This window comes from Metabacillus dongyingensis (assembly GCF_019933155.2).
Classification (GTDB): Bacteria; Bacillota; Bacilli; order Bacillales; family Bacillaceae; genus Bacillus_P; species Bacillus_P dongyingensis.
The window spans coordinates 215,342-236,686 of record NZ_CP082944.1 but is presented as its reverse complement, the minus strand read 5'-3'; the positions used below and the strand labels follow the sequence as shown (position 1 = coordinate 236,686).

Genomic DNA, 21,345 nt, shown 5'->3' with positions numbered 1-21,345 from the left:
CTTTATAAAAGCCCGTAAACACTTAACTTTAATCATACCACTTTTTTTATCCTTTTACAACAAGCCGTAGAGATGTGATTCATTTTACGCTCATTTTATTTTGTGTCATCAGAAAGGATTCTATAACTTCAACAAGCATTGGGAAATCCTCCCCATGACAAATGAGATGCTTTGAACAGGGCAGAAAACAAAGCTCCTTCTGCTCTGAAGTGATTCTTTCATAGATATATTTTGCGCTTTTCACAGGTACAATTCCATCACACTCTCCTTGGACAATCAAAACAGGTATAGTTATTTTATCCAAGATTGGTCGAATATACCTGACAAGCTTCCTGAATTCAAGCGTAGCTGCAAGAGGTGTTTCAAGGATTTTCTTTCGGTATCTTATAAAAAGTTCATTGTTTGCGGCATTTCCTCTAATGGCATCTGCAAAGAGTTCTTTCACATCAATTAGCATCTGCCGGGGGTTAAGGTAATAAGCCGCTGCACTCAGCAGGACAAGTTTATCTATCCGGTACCTGGAAGCAAGATACGCAGCAATTAATCCGCCCATTGAAAAACCGATGATATAGACTTCTGTGCATTCTTCTAACAGATCTCTTAATTCATTTTCAGCATGGGCAATCCATTCGCTGAACTGTATTCCCTTCAGACCTGGGGTCTCCCCATGGCCCGGCAGAGTAGGCACTTTCAGCACCCAGTCTGTCTCTTCCTTCAGATGGCGGACAAGAGGTTCCACTTCATACGGGGCACCGGTAAATCCGTGAATACATAGACATCCCTTCATGTCGCTCTCTCCCAAACATCAATTTTGTAATACTGTGCCAGCTGTTGTTTTAAACAAAAAAACCCTGGGTATTTATAAAGTACCCTGGGTTACTATATTTCAAAACAAAAAGGAGCGTTCATCATGACAGTCTTAAAAGATAGTGCAGTAGAAGTATTGAGCGAATTAACCCCTTATTCAGCGGGAATCGGATTAGTTGTTTTAGTGATTGCACCATTTATTTTTTAATGAATATAAGGGCCCTTTTTATTCTGCAGCAATGGTTTGATTCAATCTTTTCATCATGCGTTTCAGGACATAAGATAATTTTGTATTTTTAAAAAAACAGCTGTTTCCGCATTTTGTTCTGATTTTTTCTGCAGTTTTTAATGCCTCTTTGTTTAAGGCGTCCTTATGTCGTTTTGTTCATGCGATTTCTCTCTTAAAGAAGCGCATGAACGACTTCCTCAAGCTTCATGCCCCGTGAAGCTTTTACTAATACGAGATCCCCGGACTTTGCCGTCTGTTTTAATTGATTAATAAGCTCTTGTTTATCTTGATAGACGTGAATTAGGGCCGGATCCATTTTTTTACGGGCACCTGCCGCAATTTCCGCACCGAGTTTTCCGAACGTGAAGAGATGATGAATCTCTTTTGAATCGATCGATTCTCCTACCTCTTGATGAAACTTCACCTGCATCTCATCGCCAAGTTCAAGAATGTCTCCCAGCACAAGAATTTTTTGATTGTATCCCTGCATGTCACACGCAAGCCTGATTGCTGCCTTCATTGAAGTCGGACTTGCATTATATGCATCATTAATAACAGCAAGATTCTCTTTTGTTTTTGTTAATTCGAGACGCATGCCCGTCATTTGGATTGTTTTTAACCCTTCACTGATTTTCTCTTGCGGCACACCTAAGAATTCTGCTGCAGCGATGGCTGCGAGCGCATTGTTAACATTATGTTTTCCGAGCACAGGTAAAAATAACTTCTCTTCACGCCCGCTGATTTTAAAGAATGTGCCGTTTTCTGTTTGCTGAATCTCAGAAGGTGAATAAGCATTCCGTTCAGACCCGCCAAATGAAATCGTTTTATACGAATAAGCTTGAACCCTTTCTGTAAGCAGCGGTTCCTCACCGTCATAGATAAGGACGCCATCAGGCTTTAGCCCGCTGACAATTTCAAGCTTTGCTTCTGCTATGCCTTCCCTTGATCCCAGATTCATTAAATGGGATTCGCCGATATTCGTTATGATCGCAGCATCAGGCTTTGCAAGATTTGAAAGGAGTTCGATTTCACCCCTGCCGCTCATGCCCATTTCAAGTACAGCTACCTCTGTATCCTCTTTCATACTGAGGATCGTAAGCGGCAATCCGATATGATTGTTAAAATTCCCTTTGGTTTTATGTACACGGTAGGTTGTGGAAAGCAGCGAAGCCACCATATCTTTTGTGGTAGTTTTTCCATTGCTTCCAGTTACACCGATTACCTTAAGCTGAAGCTGCTCTAAATAGCTGCTCGCCAACTGCTGCAATGCCTTTAACGTATCATCAACTAATATAACAGCACCAGACGGAGGATTCGGTTTATTGCGGTCCCATAAAGTCGCAGCAGCACCTTCTTCGAGCGCTTTTCCGGCAAACTCGTGCCCGTCAAAATTTTCGCCGACAATCGGGATGAATAGGGTTCGGGCTTCAATCTTCCTCGAATCCGTTGTAATTCCATGAATGAACTCATTCTCTTTTTCTGCAGATAATCCTGAGCCGCCTGCCATCGTTTGAATGTCCAATAACGAACGTCGTATCATTTTGTTTAGCTCCTTTCAACTCCATGATTAATGATCAATATGTAGACCAAGAAACACTATTCTTAAGAATAGTGTTTCCATGCTTTCTTAAAACGTATGTTTAATTTGCTGTTTTCCTTCGTGGCGCTCAAGCGCCAGCTCAACTAATTTCTCGATAAGCTCAGGGTACTCAACACCTGCATGCTTCCAAAGCAGCGGGAACATGCTGTACGGAGTAAATCCAGGCATCGTGTTCACTTCATTGATCAAGGCTCTTCCGTCTTCTGTTAAAAAGAAATCTGCACGTACAAGGCCTGATCCGTCAATGGCCTTAAATGATTTAATAGCTAAATCTTTGATCAGAGCATATTCTTCCTCTGTAACTTGTGCCGGAATCATCATATCTGTATCGCCATCAAGGTATTTCGAATTATAGTCGTAAAATTCTTTTTTAGGTGCAACTTCTCCGACTGCAGAGCAGATTGGTTCATCGTTTCCAATAACGCCGATTTCAATTTCACGGCCGATAATGCCTTCTTCAATAATAATCTTGCGGTCATAATTGAATGCTTCATCAAAAGCTTTTACAAGGGATTCGCGGTCTTTGCATTTGCTGATGCCGACACTTGATCCAAGATTTGCCGGTTTTACAAAGCAAGGGTAGCCAAGCTCCTGCTCAACTGTCTCGTAAGCTTTCTCCGGAGATTTCTTCCAGTCATTCTTAATGAATGAAACGTATTTAGCCTGCTCAAGTCCGGCCTGTGCAAACAGGTTTTTCATAATCACTTTATCCATGCCGGCTGCAGAAGCAAGAACGCCATTCCCTACATAAGGAATATTCAGCAACTCAAGCATTCCCTGAACCGTTCCGTCTTCACCGTTTGGTCCATGCAGAAGCGGGAACACTACATCGATTTGCTCATGCTCATTGTCCGTCTTTGAAGGAAAGAGATCCTGATTCAAAGCAACCGGCGATACAGCTGTGCCGCTTTCTTTAAACTGAAGAGCAGCAACGTTTGCAGCAGGCTCCTGCAATTTTGCACCGCGGATCCATTCACCTTTATCTGAAATGTAGATTGGATGTATATCAAATTTGTTTGTATCTAAAGCTTTTATTACAGCAAGTGCGGTCTGCAATGAAACCTGATGCTCTGCTGACTTGCCGCCGTATAATAATCCGACTTTAATTTTCATGTGGATATCCCCCTAAAGAAAGTTCATCTCTTCTATATTATCATTTTCAAATCAAATTGTTATAGCCATCATGCAATTCTTTATAACATTCGAGTGACACGCCTTTTTCCGTCCGCTTTTGATTATCCTATTTTAGCTATTTGTGCTGTTATTGGTGACTCTGGTTTTTGAGCTTGTTATGAGGCTTCATTCAGGTTCTATGATTATCCAACTTCGGCTTTTCTGCTGTTTTGGAGACTCATTGGCTCTTTGATTCCTCTAAATTCGATTTCCAGCTTTTTTGAGGACTCATACTGGTTCTTTGATTCCTCTAAAAAGTTTTTACACACGTTTTGGAGACTCATACTGGCTCTTTGATTCCTCTAAATCGGATTTCCAGCTTTTTTGAGGACTCATACTGGTTCTTTGATTCCTCAAAAAAGACTTTACACCCGTTTTGGAGACTCATACCAGCCCTTTGATTCCTCTAAATCCGATTTCCAGCTCTTTTGAGGACTCATACTGGTTCTTTGATTCCTCTAAAATGACTTTACACACGTTTTGGAGACTCATACTGGCCCTTTGATTCCTCTAAATTCGATTTCCAGCTCTTTTGAGGACTCATACACGATCTTTGATTCCCCTAAATCGCCTTTCCTCCTGTTTTGGAGACTCATACAGGCTCTTTGATTCCTCTAAATCCGATTTCCAGCTCTTTTGAGGACTCATACTGGTTCTTTGATTCCTCTAAAATGACTTTACACACGTTTTGGAGACTCATACTGGTTCTTTGATTCCTCTAAATCGGATTTCCAGCTCTTTTGAGGACTCAAACACGATCTTTGTTTCCCCTAAATCGGCTTTCCAACTGTTTTGGAGACTCATACAGGCTCTTTGATTCCTCTAAATCCGATTTCCAGCTCTTTTGAAGACTCATACTGGCTCTTTAATTCCTCTAAAATCGCTCTCGACCTGTTTCCAGGATCCACCCAGGTTTTTTTGTACATCCTAACAGAGGCATTCGCTATCTGCCAAAACTCCATATCATCCTTTTTATCCAGCACTGCGCATTCAGTGACCAGAGCTCTTTACAAAGTTTATTTTGGCCTGCATAAGCAATTCGTGAATGCAAAATCCTCATTATGTATTAAAATAAAAGCAAGGAGGCATGATCATGAAGCAAATTACATCCAAAGAACAGTTTCAAGAGTTAATTACCCAAGATCAAGAGGTGCTGATCAAATTTTTCGCAGACTGGTGCCCTGACTGTACAAGAATGAATATGTTTATTGATGAAATCATTGGGGCTTATTCTAAATATGATTGGTACGAAATCAATAAGGATGAGTTCCCTGAACTTGCAGAAACTTATCAGGTAATGGGCATCCCAAGCATTCTGATCTTCAAAAACGGTGAAAAACTCGGGCATCTTCACAGCGCTAATGCAAAATCACCAGAGCAAGTAATTGAATTCCTGCAAGAAAAGCTCGGATGAATTTTTAGAATTGACAGATTAAACAATTTTATTTATGATACAACTAATTTCATATGCTTTCTTATCAAGAGAGGTGGAGGGACATGGCCCTTTGAAGCCTCGGCAACGGATCTATACAGAAACCGTGCCAATTCCAGCAAACGTTATGTTTGACAGATGAGATGGAACTGAATACAGCAGATTCTGCCTCTCTTCTTACACAAGAGAGGCTTTTTTATGCGGAAAGAGGAGTGTTTTATTGATGAAATACGGATTTTGGCTGCCGATCTTCGGCGGATGGCTCCGGAATGTGGAAAATGAGAATATGCCCCCGACCTACGCATATGCAAAAGAGGTCATTCAAAAGGCGGAAAAATGGGGTTATGATACAACCTTGATTGCCGAGCTTTACTTAAATGATATTAAAGGACCTGAGCACGATTCCCTCGAAGCATGGACCACAGCTGCCGCACTTGCAGCCGTGACAGAGAAGATTGAAATCATGACCGCAGTTAGACCCGGTTTTCATAATCCCGCGGTTACAGCAAAAATGGCAGCAAACATCGATCACATCAGCAATGGCAGATTCACCTTAAACGTCGTATCGGCCTGGTGGGAAGAAGAAGCACGGCAATATGGCGGAATTTTTACTGAGCATGATGCAAGATATGACCGGACAGAAGAATTCATCCAAGTATTAAAAGGGCTGTGGGAAAAAGAAACCTTCACCTATCAAGGCAATTTCTATCAGTTCAGCCAAACACATCTCCATCCAAAGCCTGTACAAAAGCCGAATCCTATTCTTTATGCAGGCGGCGAAAGCCCCCGCGGAAAAGAAACCATTGCCAGGCATTGTGATGCCTATGTAATGCACGGCGGAACGGTTGATGAAATCAGAAGCAAGATTGATGAGATGAAGAAGTTAAGAGCATCTGCTGAAGGCAAACCGTTTCAATCCTTTGGAATGGCTGCTTACATTGTGTGCAGAGATACGGATGATGAGGTTCAGGCGGAGCTTGCAAGAATCACGGATATTAAGGAATCTTCAGCTTATGCGGGATATAAAGATTTCACAACAAAATCCCAGCTTGAACAAAAGCTCGATCTTTATGATTACTCTGTCTCCAATCGAGGATTGCGACCGAATCTAATCGGAACGCCTGAGCAGATTGCAGAAAAGATTATTCAGTATGAAGATGCCGGGCTCGACTTGCTTCTGCTGCAATTCTCTCCGCAGCTCGAGGAAATGGAACGATTCTCAACAGAAGTGATGCCGCTTGTGGAAGAAAAAAGAAAAGCGAAACTAGAAAGCACATACTCTTCATGAGTATGTGCCTTCTGGTCTTCTTGCTTCAAACGTAATGGTTTGCTCCGCGTGCACGGGCTCTTTTCCATATGTATAGTCAGCTGATATCACAATGTCAATAAACCCAAGCCGCTCTAAAACCAATTTAAATTCACGTACACCGTACCATCTCATCGCAAACCTCTGCAGTTCAGTGTCTATCAGCTTGCCTTCCTGCCACTTTTCATATTTCAAATAGCTTACCGAATACTGCTCAAGGTAATTCACTTCCACCCGCTTTGATTCCATTGTAATAACATTCTGTTCGGGTGTAACCCAAGTTTTCGTCTTGACCTCATTTAGAGCTGTATCAGGCTGAAGATACAAATCAAGAATCAGCCGGCCGCCTGCAGCCAGATGATCGTAAAAGTTCTTAAGCGCCAAAATGGATTGCTTTCTGTCTTCAATCAGCAAAAACGTCCCCGCTGGAATGATAATCGCCTCAAAGGTGCGGGGGAGTTTCATTTCGCTCATCCCCATTTTCTGCAGGACTGGAGACAGCCCCCTCTCCTCGCAGCGCTTTCTGCATGACTCGAGCATATCTTGCGATTGATCGATTCCTTCTATTTTCAGCCCATCCTTAAGAAAAGGAATATAGATTCTTCCTGACCCGGCACCCGGCTCTAAAATACGTCCTTTTACATCCTTGAGACGCTCACGGTAATATTCGATGTCTCCAAAAGAATGGCCGACCGGCTTGTCGATATCATAAACTTCCGTTGCAAGTTTGCTGTAGCTGCTGAACATGTAACCAGCCTCCCGGGTAGAATTATGTTATTATTTATAGCCTTAATCCTGTGACTCATACATAAGAAATGCGGAATCGCCCGTTTAGCTCAGGCAGACAGAAAAGTCAGGTTTTTGCCGGATTTGTTCAGGCCGAGCGAGTTTGGCAATGGAGCTTGACATCAATGCAGAAAATTACTGTCATATCTCATCCTATCAAACGTTTGTTTAACTCTTAAATCCTTTTTGTGCGCGGATCATTGCGCTTTACAAGATAGTAGCCGATACCTGCAAGCGCCATAATAATGACAATCGGAATAATATATGGCTCAGCAGCATATTTAATCTCGGTCCAATTCGTGCCTAGCTGAATTCCCAAATACAAAAAGAAAATGGTCCATGGAATCATGGCAGCAACAGTATAAATCGAAAATCTCCATAACGGCATCTTTCCGATCCCGGCAGGAATGGAAATGGCATGTCTCACAACCGGAATGAATCTTGCTGTAAAAATAACCCCGGCACCATATTTTTCAAACCAGGCCTCTGATAGATCCAAATGATGTTTATTAATAAATAAAAACTTCCCGAACTTTTCAAGAAAGGGTCTTCCGCCATAATACCCCATCCAATAAAGGAAAACTTGTGCAAGCGTTCCTCCTATCACTCCGGCAACAACCGCTCCCGCAAACTTAATTTGTCCAAGAGAGATTAAATAGCCGCCATAACCCAGAACAATTTCACTTGGAATAACCTCAACCATTAATCCCAGAGCAATTCCGTAATAGCCTAAATCAGCCAGAACCTCTAAAAGTGAATAAATGAATTCCTTCATATTTGCTCCCCTGCTTTGTATTTTCTATAAAGAAAACATCATGATCCCTCATGTACTCTGGATTAGAATTTAAAGTCCGTTCGGATCATACGGGCTTTACGAAGTGTGTCAAAGACAATGACAAGCGCCGGTCCTGCGAATAAACCGATAAATCCAAGAAGTTTAAACCCTATGAACAGGCTGATCAGCGCCGCTAAAGGAGTAATGCCCATACTGCTTGAAAAGATTTTAGGTTCAATGACCCTTCTGACCACAGTGATGACCAAAAAGAGAATCACCAGCCCAATTGATAAAGCTTGGTCATTTTGAAAAAATGCGTAGATCGCCCATGGAACGAGAAAAGATCCTGTTCCAAGTATCGGCAGAATATCCACAATGACTATCAAAAGAGACAAGACCACTGTGTAGGGAACTCCCAGGATGGAAAGACCTGCAAACGCCATCACAAAAGTCAGAGCACTTAAAAAAATCTGCGCTTTTACAAAACCAATACCCGCTTTATTTAATTCTTCCAGGACAAGGGTGAGTTTCTCTTTCGTTTTCTCAGTTAAACTGTCTGCAATCATTCTTTTTAATCGCGGAAGCTCAAGGCTGAATAAATATAAGGCGATTAGATAGATCAGGATTTCAAACATAAAACCAGGAAGAAAGGCGATAAAATCAAGCAAGCTGTTTAAAAAACCATTCACGCCTTCTTCAAACGATTTAAGTCCGGCTGTAAACGATTCCTCAAGTGATTGAACAACTCCTCGCGGAATGGTTTCCTGCACTTGTTCCCATTTCGTTAATGTGGGCTGAATGATGCTTGCATAAACCTCTTTAATGATTTCAGGGAGACTCGATGCAAATGACACAAATTGATCAAAGACAACCTTAACTGTAAAGTAGCCAATCATCCCCAGCAGTGCAACATAAGCTGTAAATGCGGCAAAAACGGCAAGACCGCGTCCGAATTTCAAGTGTTTTTGCAGCCTTTGCACAGCCCCATCCAGTAAGAGCGCAGTAATTAATGCGAATAGAAGAGATAGGCTTAGCGGCAAAAGGATCATGACTACAACGATCAAAATACAGAGCAAAATCCATTTTTTCTTGTTCACCTTTTCGTTTCCCCTTTTAATATATATGCGTGTTCCTTTTATTATAATCTATTAAAAGGAAATCAAGTTATATACTAAAAAAAAAAGCAAGCCACGGCAGCCTGCTTTTAAAGTTAATTATCGCGAAAAAGCTGTTTTTGCGGCGGCTTTTATCAATACAAACCAGCCTATTACCAGGAAGACCCCGCCGGCTCCAAATAAATAAGCAAAATACTGAAGGGCCTGATTGCCTGCAAACTCAAAAACAAGTTTGATAAACTCGTCGCGGACAACTGGAATGAACAGAAGGACAGCAGCCAATCCAATCGCGGCATATCCCCCTATTAAACCAAAGCGGTAAAACAAACTGCCGAGCAAAAAGAAGCCGGTCAATAAGAAAAAACAGATAGCGCCGTCAATAAAGAAATTGACTAGATACAGATTTTCATATCCAAGAAACTTTGAAAAGTAATACATCTTCAGATCTGCTCGAACCATACTTGATTCCATTCCTTCAAGCACCATGATCAAAAGAGTATGCGCAGCCGCCATAAATATAGCAAGCAAAAGGAGAAAGAGACTCGTGGCTGCATAATAATTTTTTCTGGTTGACCCCATTTTGATGCTGAACGGATACGTCTCTTTTACAGTCAGAAACCCGGCAATGGCACTGAAAATATAAACCGCTATTCCGCTTGAGACCGTCAGATTCCCACCAGTTGAAAGCTGAATGCCAAAGGAAAGAGCCATGCAGCTGATCAGGATCGTCCAGAAAATCGTGAGTGAATTTCGAATATCCAATACTTCAAACAGTAAGATTCCGCGACATTGTCTCATCATGCAGAAACCCCGCCTTTCGGTTTTGCTGTTAAATAAACCATTAAATCCTGAACCGGCACATGTTCAACCTGCAATCCAGCTTCATTAGCTTCCATGCGGTTTTCTCCGTACAGGACGGCCTGTTCCATACTTCCAAATGATTTGCGGTAAACAACGTTTTTGTTTTTTACAAATTCTGAAACGGCGGCTGAAGATCCATTGACCACAAATGATTCCTCTCTCAGTTCATCTGTATTTTTCTGCATCAGCAGCCTGCCTTCAGATACAATCAGCACTTCTTCCAGCAGACGGGTGATTTCGTCTATTAAATGAGTGGATAAAATTAATGTCCTCGGATATTCTTCGTACTCTTCCAAAAGCAAATCATAAAACTTGCTTCTGGCTGCTGCATCAAGTCCGATATACGGCTCATCAAATATCGTAATCGGCGATCTGCTTGCAAGACCAACTGTTATGCCCAGCGCAGATTCCATTCCCTTTGATAAAGTTTTGATTTTCATATTTTCATTAAGATAAAAATCCTCAAGCAGTTTTTCAGCCGTTTCCCGGTTCCAATTAGGATAAAAGTAATTTGCAATCTTAAGGATATCTTTTATCTTTAACCCTTTTTTAAAATTTTCGCTTTCATTGATCAAACAGATTGACTCCGTTATTTCTTGATTTTCAAATGGCTCTTGGCTGTTAATTAAGACTGATCCCCCGGTAGGCATAATCTGTCCGGCAAGAATTTGCATCAATGTAGTTTTACCGGCTCCATTCCTGCCCAGCAGTCCGTAAATCTTATTTTCTTCAAGCTGCAGGGTGATGCCGTCAAGCGCTCTTTTTTTGCCATAAACCTTCGTTAATCCGCTAATGTTAACGTTCATTAAGACCGCTCCCCTTTTCAAGCATTTCTTTTAGGTCGTTTACACTGATATTCAGTTTTGCCGCTTCAGATTTCAGCGGCAAAATAAATGCTTCATAAAATTGCTCTTTACGCTTTTGAACGAGCTTCCCCTTTGCCCCTTCAGCTACAAACATTCCAATCCCTCTCTTCTTAAAAAGAATGCCTTTCTCCACTAATTGATTGATTCCCTTTGCCGCTGTTGCCGGATTAATTTGATAATGTGCCGCAAACTCATTTGTTGATGGAATTCTTTCTCCTTCCTGAACCATGCCATTGATGATGTCATCTTCAATCTGTTCTGCTATTTGCTGAAATATTGGCCTGTCGGTATCTAAAAATGGATTCATATGACCCCTCTTTCGGTTCACTTGTTAGTTGGTTAGTTACTTATGTAATTAACTATATATCAAAATGTCAAACATTGTCAACGATAACATCCTTTTTTTAGAAAAAATGGGTTCGGTCCTAAATGAAAAAGACGATCCCTTCATGGGATCGCCTGTTTTATGATATTTTCTCAAATGTAACCTTGACCACTTTTTTGGTTTTTTCATTAAATTCAACGAAAACAAGCACTTGAAACGTTTTATTCTTTTCCTTCAGCGTAAGCTTGAACGTTTCGATTGAAGTTTCTTTTTTTCTCTTTTTTCCTACGTGCAGGTAGTCTGTGATTTGAGCACCAGGGTATTTTTCCATGGTCTTGCGCATAGCAATTCTTCCGTACTCTTCATAAGAAAGAACTTTAGTTTCTGCACTCGCATGAACAGAAAACGCGGTCGTACTTCCTGCCAAACAGAAAATCAGTAAGATGTTCAGCCAGCTCTTCATTTTTACAATCCCTTCCTTCTTTTTGGCTGTGTTCGCAAAAATTGTTGTTTTCAATTTCACGTTTATCAGGATCATATCGTGCTCTTTTCTTTAAAATCTTTCGAAGTTTTTCCGGTAGGGAGCGACTTAATAAACATAATACAAATGAAAAGCAACAATCTTTTAGAAAAGAGCCTTCTTTTTCATAGGGTTTGTAAATGAATGAATTCTATGCAGACATCTCTTTGATCATAAACACTTGCTCCGCTTTTTCAATGAAACCCTCTTTTTCTAAGATTTCATGGACCAGCTGATTGGATTTCGATAGATTGACAGCCGTCCTGTTAATCTCTTCTGTGTGTGAAAATGCGAATGCTTCATGAAGCAGCGTGCGCAGAACAGCTTCTTTCTCCTGATGTTCAGGGTGTGCCTCACATTGAAATAAAAGGATTCCTGATAGAGCTCCATCATCATCATATTTCCGTTTTGACAGGGCATAGCCAATGGTTTCACCCTTTTCGTCTAATGCAAGAATGGATTCACCGTCCCTTATGTTCTGCCACTGCACCTGCCAAGGCGTCAGCTTGTTATAAAAAGAGACATCCTGTACGTCCCTCGGCTTTTTAACCTGGACACGGAATCTGCCTTTTGGTTCTTCGAGCTTAAGAGGAGCTGAAAGACCAAGGTGTGCAATCCGGTCCACAACCTGATAGCCCATTTTTTCATAAAGCTTTATCGCACGATCATTATGAGAGACGGCTTCAAGAGTAGCAGTGTCTACATTTTCTTTTTCATAAAGAGACAAAACCTCTTCCATCAGCTTTAACCCGACCCCTTTGCTTCGGTACTCAGGAGCAACACCTGTACCGCCATTCCATGCTATTTTTTTGCCGTCAATGGTTCTGATTCCATTCAGAACCAGCCCAACCGGCTTTGAATCGTGAAAAGCTACAACAGATAATGCCGGCGAAAGGTTTTCAAGCACCATTCGGTTAAAAAAATTCTCAAGGGACAGCGTCATATCAAAGTAATATCCCTCAAAGCCTTTATTCCATGCGGTTAAAGCCTCTTCAAGCGTACATTGAGACAATCTCTTAATTGTGATCATACCGCGCCCCATTTCTCATTAGCTTCCCAAAATTCATCGGCTAATACACCCATTAGGATATTGTCGTGAAACTCCCCTTCATAAAAAAGCTCTCCCCGTATAACGCCTTCCTGCTTAAAGCCTAATTTCTCATAGGAGCGTTTTGCTCTTGCGTTGTAGTGATAAACATTTAGTCCTATCCGGTATAATCCCAAATGGTGAAAGCCATGCTCAAGGATTAATTTCATCGCTTCAGTGCCAAAACCATGTCCGCGATGCTTTTCATCGTTCAGGGCAATTCGTACACTTGCATTCCGGTTTAAGAGATCGATATCCATCAGGGCAAGATCTCCTATTGCTTCATCTGTTTCATTCCGTACAATCACAAGATCCATTCGTGTTTTATCCAGCGCAAAGCTTTCATAAGCCTGCTCTATTTTCTCCATTGTAAAAAACGTTTGTGTACCAGTAAGCCTTCTAATCTCTTTGTCCTGCACACTTTTAAAAATCATCTCGAAGTCGTCTTTTCTAAAAGGACGCAGGTATATATTTTCTCCTTGTAAAAACCTCATGCAGATCCCCCTTTTTCTAAGTACATGAAGATCATTTCTTCTAAGGCACGGATTTGTTCTTGATAAGGGTAATTCCTGCCTATTACTGAATAGTGAAGACAAATGCCGTCTATGGTTCCCCATACCATAGAAGATATGAGCGATGGATCCGTCTCTTTGTTGAATTCATTCTGCCTTATGCCTTCTTCGATGATTTCAACAAGCAGCACTTGATAAACGTCGTCATACCGGTCTGTCATGACTTTCTTAAGTTCTTCATCACGGCCAGAATGAATCCAGAATTCAAGGTGAACACCGATCATTTTCTGCCACTTTTGAGATAGCTCAATTTCCGCATAGTTTTTGAAAAACTGGTGAAGTTTTTCTTTTGCAGTCCCTCTCTCTAGAAAACTTCTTTTCAGTTTTGCGATATTCTGCTCTGTCCGCATCTGCATCAGCTGAAGGTAAATTTCTTCCTTGCTTTTAAAATAGTTGTAGATTGCGCCTTTACTTAACCCAGATTCAGCAACAATATCGTCTATTGTTGCAAGCTGAAATCCTTTTTCTCCAAAAGCCTTAAGGGCACTTTCCAGGATATGGCGTTTCTTTTTTTCCTTATATTCATCTGAAACAATTGGAGCCACCTTTACACCTCCTTAAAAACCGACTATATAGTTTATTTTATTCCACTGTTAACGGTAAATTCAAACAATTTTGAAAAAATTTTTGTTAAATCTACCATTTGACTTTTACACAATAACCCCTTAATGTAGGAAAGGTCATTTTTTAAAAACACACATATATCTTCTTATTAAGAGAGGCAGAGGGACTGGCCCTGTGATGCCTCGGCAGCGGACTCGGATTTCCGAGTGCTGTGCCAATTCCAGCAAGCCGCGTGCTTGAAAGATAAGAAGAGGTTTATTCCATTCCGGATTTAAGATCTCTTCTGCTTTAGAAGAGATCTTTTTTTATAATAAGAAAGGTGGTACACATGGAGACAAAAGGAAATGGACTGGCATTATTGCCGTTAATCATATTTCTTGCCCTATTTGTAGGGTCTGGTATTATAACAGGCGATTTTTATAAGATGCCGATTCTTGTTGCAATTATCATTGCATCAGGAGCAGCTCTTATGATGAATCGTAAAGAGACGTTCACTGCGAAGGTTGAGAATTTTGCTAAAGGGGCAGGTCATCTTGATTTGATGATCATGGTCTTTATCTTCATCCTGGCCGGAGCCTTCTCAGAAGTGGCAAAAGGGATGGGTGCAGTGGAATCTACAGTCAATCTTGCGCTTTCATTTTTGCCGCAAAGCTTTTTGATTGTTGGATTATTTATCATTGGAGCTTTTATATCACTTGCAATGGGAACTTCAATGGGAACAATTGCTGCACTTGCTCCAATTGGGGTTGGCATCAGTGCAGAGGCTGATATTTCAATAGCTCTTGCTATGGCTGCCGTTATTGGCGGTGCGATGTTTGGGGACAACCTGTCTTTCATATCGGATACAACAATAGCTGCAGTTCGGACACAGCAGACGGAAATGAGAGACAAGTTCAAGGTAAACTTCTTCATCGTTTTGCCGGCTGCCATCATTACTTGTGCTGTCTTAATTGTGATTACTCTCGGCAATCAATCTCCTGTTTCACCTGGAGAATTCAGTTTCATTAAAATGCTGCCTTATATAGCCGTACTTGTAACAGCTCTTCTTGGAATGAATGTCATTATTGTTTTAACTGGGGGTATCCTGCTTAGCGGAGTTATCGGGATGTCTGATGGCAGCTATACGTTAACTGATTTTCTTCAGAAAATAACAGAAGGTATTATGGGGATGGCCGAACTGGTCATTCTTTCACTCTTAATCGGCGGTATGGTTGAACTGATTAAACGAAATGGCGGCATTCACTTTATTTTAGAAGCGATGACAAAAAGAATTTCTTCTAAAAGAGGGGCAGAATATGCCATTGCCGGTCTTGTAAGCACGACAAACCTTGCGACTGCAAATAATACCATCTCTATTATTGCAGCGGGCCCGCTGGCAAAAGATATGGCAGATAAATATGAGATTGATAAACGTAAATCTGCCAGCCTTTTGGATATTTTTTCTTGCAGTATACAGGGTTTAATCCCTTATGGCGCTCAAATGCTTACTGCCGCTCAATTTGCAAAGATTTCACCAGCTGATATCCTGCCATTCTCTTATTACCCATTCTTAATAGCCGTTATGGGTATTGCGGCTATTATTATTGGCTATCCGAAATTTAAAAAAGCCAAGTAGTTCCTGCCCTGCAGAGTCCGAAATTGGACTCTGTTTTTTCATAGATCTAAAGCGCAGGCGGATTTGTTCTGACCAAAGCTCAATGGGCCGGAGCTTTACGGTTTATTTTCCACACCCCTTTGACTTTTATAGTTTTCCTAACAAGAAAAAGAGCCGCTCATCCTATGAGCGGCTTTACTTCTTCATCAGTCCATGCAGAAGAAACTGGATCGTATATTCTTTTTCTGCTTCATCGTCCCAATCCAAATCAGGCAGAATGATGAACCTTCCGATCAGGAACCCCATAATTGTCGTAATGATCATCCGCAACACTGTTTCAGGAGGCATGTCAATCATCTCTCCTTTTTCCTGGAAGTGAATGATCAGCTTCTTCAGCTTCTCAACCGCATGTTCCTCAACGACCTTTCGGAGCTCCCCTCTGAACTCTTCATGAAAGAAAACTTCCTGGAGCAAAATCTTGATGACAGGGTGATTTTTCTTTATAAACTCATAGCGGTTTTCAAGAATGTATCTCAGCATATGTTCAAGGTCCTGATGATTTTGCTTCGTCACGTCCTGAAGAAAATTTCTCACTAAAAATGGGGCAATGAATTTAGTTATAGTCGGCATGACGATCGCAAACAGCAGGTCTTTTTTCGTTTGATAATGACGGAAAATCGTCCCCTCTGCGACTCCAGCTTTTTTAGCTATTTCACTTGTTGATGCTGCTGCAAAGCCTTTATCTGCAAATATTTCAATGGCAGCTTCTACTACCTTTTTTTGTTTTTCACTCATCTTTACATCTTCATCTGTCAGCTTCAATAGCTCTTCAATGGAAAATTGATTGCTCATCTTTTAAAACTCCTCATTCATCTATGTCCCTATTATAAATGAAAAAGAGAACACAAGCATTACAGCCTTCTTACCTTTTTCAAAGCGAAGATATTCAGAATCAGAAATGCCAGGGAAAAACCAAGCAGAATATAGACATCCTGTGCAATGTCCTCCCACCCGTAACCCTTAATCATGATCCCCTGCAGAGCCTCTGCACCGTATTTAAGCGGCATGGCATAACTAATGGACTGCAGCCACTCCGCCATCGTTTCGAGTTTAAAAAGACCTGAAAAGAACACTTGCGGCACAATGACGAGCGGGATGAATTGAAACATCTGCAGCTCATTATTAGCAAACGTAGACAGCAAGGTTCCGAGAGTCAAAGAAGTCATCGCAAGCAGAAACGTAATGAGCAGTACATAGAAATAAGGGCCTTCCATCATCATGTCCAGCACACTTATGGAGAAGGCAGAAATCAAAACGGCCTGAAAGGTAGTAAAAATACCAAATCCGATCACATACCCAAGAACCAGTTCCCAGCGTTTAAGCGGAGTCGCCATGATCCGGTCCAATGTTCCGCTTGTTCTCTCCCGCAGAAATGAAACGCCTGCAATCAGAAAAACAAAGAAAAAGATAAATACACCAATAAGAACTGGACCGATGTAATCAAAGGAGGTCATATCGTCTGATCCGTGCAAGTAGTTCACAGATGGCTGTGCTTGTTGATCCGGCTGGCCGCTTTTTTGGAGCACCCCCAGCACTGCCCGGCTTACACTCGGATCAGAGCCTTCTAATGTAATCTCTTGATTTCCTTTATCGAACGAGATAAAGGCATCCAGGCCGTCTGCTGTTATCCATTTTTCAGGTTCATTTTCCTCATATTCTATGACTTTACTATCGTTCTCCCCGAGAACTGTCACCAATTGCTCAGGTGCTCCGTGCACGCCAATTTTAGGTGAATAGGCTTCACTGTCAAAAATAAAGTTCATCAGAGTCAGAATAAATAACGGAGCAATCAGCATCAGCGCAAGCGTCCGCTTATCCCGGAAAAATTGCTGAATGATACGCGTCACAATCGCAAGTACCCTCATTGTTTAGCACCCCCATATGCTAAAAATGCTTCTTCAATGGAGTGTGACATTGTTTCTGATTTCAACTGTTCTGGAGTTCCCGAAGCGATCAGGACTCCTTCGCGAATGAAACCAATCCTGTCACATTTTTCAGCTTCATCCATCACATGCGTTGTGACAATAATCGTCGTTCCAGTACGCCTGATGTTCTCAAGCTCCTCCCAAATTGACTGGCGCAGGATTGGGTCGATTCCCACCGTCGGCTCATCAAGCACTAGGATTTGCGGCTCATGAAGCATGGCGATCGCTAGCGAAAGGCGTCGCTTCATTCCCCCTGAATAATCTCCTGTCCGTTTCGATGCGTGCTCAGAAAGGTTAACAAGATCCATTACATACTGAATTCTCTCTTTTTTCTTCTTTCCTTTTAAACCGCTGAGAGCTGCGAAAAAAGCTATATTTTCTTTTCCGGTAAGCTCTCCGTAAAGAGCGTCTGACTGCGCCATAAATCCGATTTTTTGCAGCGATTTTAAGTCCGGCATTTTTACACCTAAAACGTTCGCATCCCCGATGCTTGCTTCCTCAATTCCAACTATCATTTTAATTAAGGTTGTTTTTCCTGACCCTGAAGGTCCGAGCAGGCCAAAGATTTCCCCCTTGCCTACTGAAAATGAAACATCTTTTATTACTTCTTTTTTGCCAAATGATTTTGAAACAGATTGGAGTACGATGCTCATTTCATTCATTTAAACGCCTCCTAAATAAAAGTGAGTAATCACTCATTTATACTGTATTCGATAATAATTGTTTTGTAAAGTGAGTAATCACTTTTTTGTTAAAAAAAGCAGCGAACTTTTGTACAGTTCGCTGCTTTCCTTTATTTAAGCAATTTCCTTATTAATTTCAGCCCATTTTTTGCATGAGGATATCTGAAACTGAAATCAAATCTTGTTGTTTGGTGAAGAACACTTTTGTAATGTGTAAAGGCTTCAAAGCTGTACTTGCCATGATAATTGCCCATTCCGCTTTCCCCCACTCCGCCAAACGGAAGATGCGGTGTGGCAATATGCATCAGTGTATCGTTTATGCACCCTCCGCCAAAGGAAACCTGTCCAATAATCTGCTGCTCAGTCTGTTTACTTGAAGTAAATAAGTAGAGCGCCAGTGGTTTAGGGCGATCTTGAATAAAAGTAATGGCCTGATCTAAATCGGTATATTCCATAACCGGAAAAACCGGACCGAAGATCTCTTCCTGCATAACAGCAGCATCCACATTTACCTCATCTAAAATTGTTGGAGCAATTTTTAAAGATTCACGATCGGCTTTTCCGCCAAAAATAGCCTTTCCATCTGAGAAAAATTCCGTTAAGCGGTCGAAATGCTTCTCACTGATCATTCTGCTGTAATTTTCATTTAAAAGCGGGTTTTCACTGAACATTTCCGTTATTTCAGCTTGTAGCAAGGATAAAAATTCTTTCTTTACTGCGCTGTGAATAAGCAGATAATCTGGGGCGATACAGGTTTGACCCGCATTTGTAAACTTTCCGAATGCAATTCTTTTTGCAGAGAGCTGTAAGTCAGCATCTTTGTGGACAATACACGGGCTTTTTCCGCCAAGCTCCAAGATAACGGGAGTAAGGTGCTTGGATGCTGCCTCCATAACGATTTTCCCGACCGGCACACTTCCCGTAAAGAAAATTACATCAAATTTCTGGGCGAGCAGCACTTGATTCGTTTCAATTCCTCCTTCAATCACGACGACAAGCTCTGAGGGAAAGGTTTCTTCTACAAGCTCTTTCAAAAGCTTAGACACGTTTGGTGCAAATTCAGATGGTTTTAAAACCGCTGTGTTTCCTGCGGCAATCGCTCCGATTAAAGGCGATAATGCCAGCTGAAACGGATAATTCCAAGGTGCGATAATCAGCGCGGTTCCAAAAGGCTCCGGAACAATTTTCCCGGTTGTACCGATGTGGGTCATTGCTGTTTTTACCTTTTTAGGAGCAGCCCATTTTTGTAGATTCTTTTGTGAAAAGGATATTTCCTCAAGGAGGATTCCGATCTCTGTTGAATAGGCTTCAAACTCGGATTTGTTTAAATCCTTTTTCAATGCATCCATGATCGCACGTTCATTTTTCTTTATAAAAAGACGAAGCTTTTCGAGCCGATCATGTCTTCCCTGAACGCTTCTTGTGTTTCCTTTTAAAAAGTAAGCTCTTTGATGAGAGAGAAGAGCTTGGATTTGTTCATGAGTATTCATTGATTTTATCCACCTTTTAAAGTGTTTATATGTTTAATCTCATAAACATATAATACACAATGAAACGATTTGATGTCAATTTATATGGAATCAGTTTCGCTGCCTATTTTTGTGCATAAAAGCAGGCAGCCGCCTGCTTTACTTCCAATAATCAAACATAGGTCCGCCTTTGCCCAATAAAGGATCATTTTCAGGCAATGGCACGTTTTGAATATGCTTCAACGCCTTTGGACGCTCTTCTTTCTTTCCCGTGCACATATCCATTTCCTGTTGATCTGGATAGGCTCCCATCACTTTGAAATCTGAGCTTTTTTCTATGCATTTATGTCCAACGCCTGCAGGAATGACTGCGACATCCCCTTGTTGAACAGCAACGGCTGTTCCGTTTTCCCCTCCGAAAAGGATTTTTGCCTTACCGCTTACAACTCCTAAAACTTCATGAGAGGTGCTGTGATAATGATGATAGTCATAAACACCATCTACCCATGTTCCCGACCAGCCGTGCTCAAGAATCGTGTACTCGAATTGTTCCGTTGAAGTAAAGGCTCCTTCGTAAACGAGAAGCGGCAAATTAGGATTATTTGGAATACTGCCGTCGTCTTTGAACAAGAATGTTTTCAGTTTCATTTTATTTCACTCCTTTTTTTACTGTTCCAGGTATAAGCAGACGCCAAACCGAGGATACTGCCTAATCTTCTGATGTAGTTTCCGCAAAAACATAGCAAATCGCCATAATTATTGCGGTTTATCATACGATCCTTATTTTTCCTTTTTAATTATAACAAGGATGAAGGAAACCGTATCTTTAATTTATCTTAATCCTGCATCGTCTTTTTTTCTGGCGGTTACGCAAACTGTAAGTTCAGGACGGACTTTTTTATATGATACTTTTATGTTTTCATATCCGCATGCAAGCATGTCATCGTGTATCTGCCGGCCGAACATTCTTGTCTTTTCAGCGCTTGCATCCTCTTCTCTTGGCTGCATGGTAATGGCGATTGCTCCGCCAGGTTTTAAGGATTTTGTAATGTTTTCGAGTCCTGCACGGGGATCGTTCCAAATTGTATAGTTATTAACGGAAAGGATTTTATCGTAGGAACGCTGCCGTAATTCAACCTTCTCTGCATCAGCTGTCATGAGCTTTACTCTCCCTTCTGCAATTTCAGATTCGAAATGCTTTTCTGCCTGTTCTTTCATTGTTTCTGATACATCAACACCATCAATCTTAATGCTGCGGTAATTCTTAAGCATGTGTCCCATGCTGTAACCTGGGCCAAATCCAATTTCTAAAATATGATCACCTGGTCTAATGCGCAATTTTGAAATGGTCCATTTGTTTATCGTCTGGTTTTCAAGTGCCATAATCCTGCCGGCGATGATACCAAAAAATCCTTTAGGCTTGCTGAAATTTTTCGTAAATGCTGAAAACATATCTGTCACCTCTTACGGATTCGTCTATTTCTTATCTTTATCACCAAACACAGCTTGTTAAACTACATCGGAAAGATAAATTGCTGTATTGACATGTATGCGGGTTGAACGTAAACTTAACTTAAACGTTTAAGTGATTTCGCA

General features: G+C 41.3%; 22 protein-coding genes and 2 riboswitches. Of the genes, 3 read left to right on the top strand and 19 right to left on the bottom strand.

The features are described from left to right. Window positions 1–79: 79 nt before the first annotated feature. From K8L98_RS01315 to K8L98_RS01305, 3 genes are all read right to left on the bottom strand, one after another. Complete coding sequence (locus K8L98_RS01315) at window positions 80–787, bottom strand: alpha/beta hydrolase (protein ID WP_223439013.1); 708 nt, start codon at window positions 785–787, stop codon at window positions 80–82. Between the two features lie 421 nt (window positions 788–1,208). Next, window positions 1,209–2,576, bottom strand: coding sequence for a UDP-N-acetylmuramoyl-tripeptide--D-alanyl-D-alanine ligase (locus K8L98_RS01310; protein WP_223439012.1), 1,368 nt, complete (start codon window positions 2,574–2,576; stop codon window positions 1,209–1,211). A gap of 87 nt (window positions 2,577–2,663) precedes the next feature. Beyond that, a complete protein-coding gene (locus K8L98_RS01305) occupies window positions 2,664–3,749 on the bottom strand; it encodes a D-alanine--D-alanine ligase (protein WP_223439011.1) in 1,086 nt (361 codons plus the stop codon). Window positions 3,750–4,902: 1,153 nt separating this feature from the next. On the opposite strand from K8L98_RS01305, the gene K8L98_RS01300 reads away from it, so the two are divergent. Together K8L98_RS01300 and K8L98_RS01295 are read left to right on the top strand one after the other, a co-directional pair. After that, a complete protein-coding gene (locus tag K8L98_RS01300; protein ID WP_223439010.1) occupies window positions 4,903–5,223 on the top strand; it encodes a thioredoxin family protein in 321 nt (106 codons plus the stop codon). Between the two features lie 58 nt (window positions 5,224–5,281). Beyond that, window positions 5,282–5,386, top strand: a riboswitch (SAM riboswitch). A 78-nt stretch (window positions 5,387–5,464) separates the two neighbouring features. Continuing rightward, entirely contained in the window at window positions 5,465–6,529 is a 1,065-nt protein-coding gene (locus K8L98_RS01295; protein WP_223439009.1) for an LLM class flavin-dependent oxidoreductase, read from the top strand. Here the strand turns inward: K8L98_RS01295 and K8L98_RS01290 are convergent. The 10 genes from K8L98_RS01290 to K8L98_RS01245 all read right to left on the bottom strand — a co-directional run bounded on the left by K8L98_RS01290 (window position 6,524) and on the right by K8L98_RS01245 (window position 13,999). Continuing rightward, window positions 6,524–7,294 carry a class I SAM-dependent methyltransferase gene (locus K8L98_RS01290; RefSeq protein ID WP_223439008.1) on the bottom strand — a complete coding sequence of 257 codons (771 nt, stop codon included), beginning with the start codon at window positions 7,292–7,294 and terminating at the stop codon, window positions 6,524–6,526. The two genes, K8L98_RS01295 and K8L98_RS01290, sit on opposite strands and share 6 nt — an antisense overlap. 214 nt (window positions 7,295–7,508) lie before the next feature. Beyond that, the gene (gene uptA / locus K8L98_RS01285; protein ID WP_223439007.1) at window positions 7,509–8,108 is read right to left on the bottom strand and encodes an undecaprenyl phosphate transporter UptA; all 600 of its coding nucleotides are present in this window, start codon (window positions 8,106–8,108) and stop codon (window positions 7,509–7,511) included. A 62-nt stretch (window positions 8,109–8,170) separates the two neighbouring features. Further along, window positions 8,171–9,205 carry a sporulation integral membrane protein YtvI gene (gene ytvI, locus K8L98_RS01280; RefSeq protein ID WP_223439006.1) on the bottom strand — a complete coding sequence of 345 codons (1,035 nt, stop codon included), beginning with the start codon at window positions 9,203–9,205 and terminating at the stop codon, window positions 8,171–8,173. A 117-nt stretch (window positions 9,206–9,322) separates the two neighbouring features. Then, window positions 9,323–10,024, bottom strand: a complete 702-nt coding sequence (locus tag K8L98_RS01275; protein ID WP_223439005.1) for a hypothetical protein — start codon at window positions 10,022–10,024, stop codon at window positions 9,323–9,325. Then, the gene (locus K8L98_RS01270; protein ID WP_223439004.1) at window positions 10,021–10,890 is read right to left on the bottom strand and encodes an ABC transporter ATP-binding protein; all 870 of its coding nucleotides are present in this window, start codon (window positions 10,888–10,890) and stop codon (window positions 10,021–10,023) included. Before K8L98_RS01270 ends, K8L98_RS01275 begins: the two co-directional genes overlap by 4 nt. Continuing rightward, complete coding sequence (locus K8L98_RS01265; protein ID WP_223439003.1) at window positions 10,880–11,257, bottom strand: GntR family transcriptional regulator; 378 nt, start codon at window positions 11,255–11,257, stop codon at window positions 10,880–10,882. Before K8L98_RS01265 ends, K8L98_RS01270 begins: the two co-directional genes overlap by 11 nt. Window positions 11,258–11,414: 157 nt before the next feature. Then, complete coding sequence (locus K8L98_RS01260) at window positions 11,415–11,813, bottom strand: DUF3889 domain-containing protein (protein ID WP_223439002.1); 399 nt, start codon at window positions 11,811–11,813, stop codon at window positions 11,415–11,417. A gap of 133 nt (window positions 11,814–11,946) precedes the next feature. Then, a complete protein-coding gene (locus tag K8L98_RS01255; RefSeq protein ID WP_223439001.1) occupies window positions 11,947–12,825 on the bottom strand; it encodes a GNAT family N-acetyltransferase in 879 nt (292 codons plus the stop codon). Continuing rightward, a complete protein-coding gene (locus K8L98_RS01250) occupies window positions 12,822–13,376 on the bottom strand; it encodes a GNAT family N-acetyltransferase (protein WP_223439000.1) in 555 nt (184 codons plus the stop codon). Before K8L98_RS01250 ends, K8L98_RS01255 begins: the two co-directional genes overlap by 4 nt. Next, window positions 13,373–13,999: a TetR/AcrR family transcriptional regulator gene (locus K8L98_RS01245; protein WP_223438999.1), complete on the bottom strand. Its 627-nt coding sequence runs from the start codon at window positions 13,997–13,999 to the stop codon at window positions 13,373–13,375. The genes K8L98_RS01250 and K8L98_RS01245 overlap by 4 nt, the downstream gene beginning before the upstream one ends. A 161-nt stretch (window positions 14,000–14,160) precedes the next feature. Beyond that, window positions 14,161–14,268, top strand: a riboswitch (SAM riboswitch). Between the two features lie 78 nt (window positions 14,269–14,346). Here K8L98_RS01245 and K8L98_RS01240 point away from each other — a divergent pair. Beyond that, a complete protein-coding gene (locus K8L98_RS01240; protein WP_223438998.1) occupies window positions 14,347–15,633 on the top strand; it encodes a Na+/H+ antiporter NhaC family protein in 1,287 nt (428 codons plus the stop codon). A 174-nt stretch (window positions 15,634–15,807) separates the two neighbouring features. On the opposite strand, the gene K8L98_RS01235 is transcribed toward K8L98_RS01240, so the two are convergent. From K8L98_RS01235 to K8L98_RS01210, 6 genes are all read right to left on the bottom strand, one after another. Beyond that, window positions 15,808–16,464, bottom strand: a complete 657-nt coding sequence (locus K8L98_RS01235) for a TetR/AcrR family transcriptional regulator (RefSeq protein WP_223438997.1) — start codon at window positions 16,462–16,464, stop codon at window positions 15,808–15,810. A 59-nt stretch (window positions 16,465–16,523) separates the two neighbouring features. Next, window positions 16,524–17,537, bottom strand: a complete 1,014-nt coding sequence (locus K8L98_RS01230) for an ABC transporter permease (RefSeq protein WP_223438996.1) — start codon at window positions 17,535–17,537, stop codon at window positions 16,524–16,526. Further along, window positions 17,534–18,250 (bottom strand): ABC transporter ATP-binding protein, encoded by a 717-nt coding sequence (locus K8L98_RS01225; protein WP_223443055.1) that lies wholly within the window; start codon window positions 18,248–18,250, stop codon window positions 17,534–17,536. Before K8L98_RS01225 ends, K8L98_RS01230 begins: the two co-directional genes overlap by 4 nt. A 140-nt stretch (window positions 18,251–18,390) precedes the next feature. Then, a complete protein-coding gene (locus tag K8L98_RS01220; protein WP_223438995.1) occupies window positions 18,391–19,770 on the bottom strand; it encodes an aldehyde dehydrogenase in 1,380 nt (459 codons plus the stop codon). A gap of 138 nt (window positions 19,771–19,908) precedes the next feature. Then, complete coding sequence (locus K8L98_RS01215) at window positions 19,909–20,397, bottom strand: cupin domain-containing protein (protein ID WP_223438994.1); 489 nt, start codon at window positions 20,395–20,397, stop codon at window positions 19,909–19,911. A gap of 183 nt (window positions 20,398–20,580) precedes the next feature. Further along, window positions 20,581–21,201: a class I SAM-dependent methyltransferase gene (locus K8L98_RS01210; RefSeq protein ID WP_223438993.1), complete on the bottom strand. Its 621-nt coding sequence runs from the start codon at window positions 21,199–21,201 to the stop codon at window positions 20,581–20,583. Window positions 21,202–21,345: the final 144 nt, after the last annotated feature.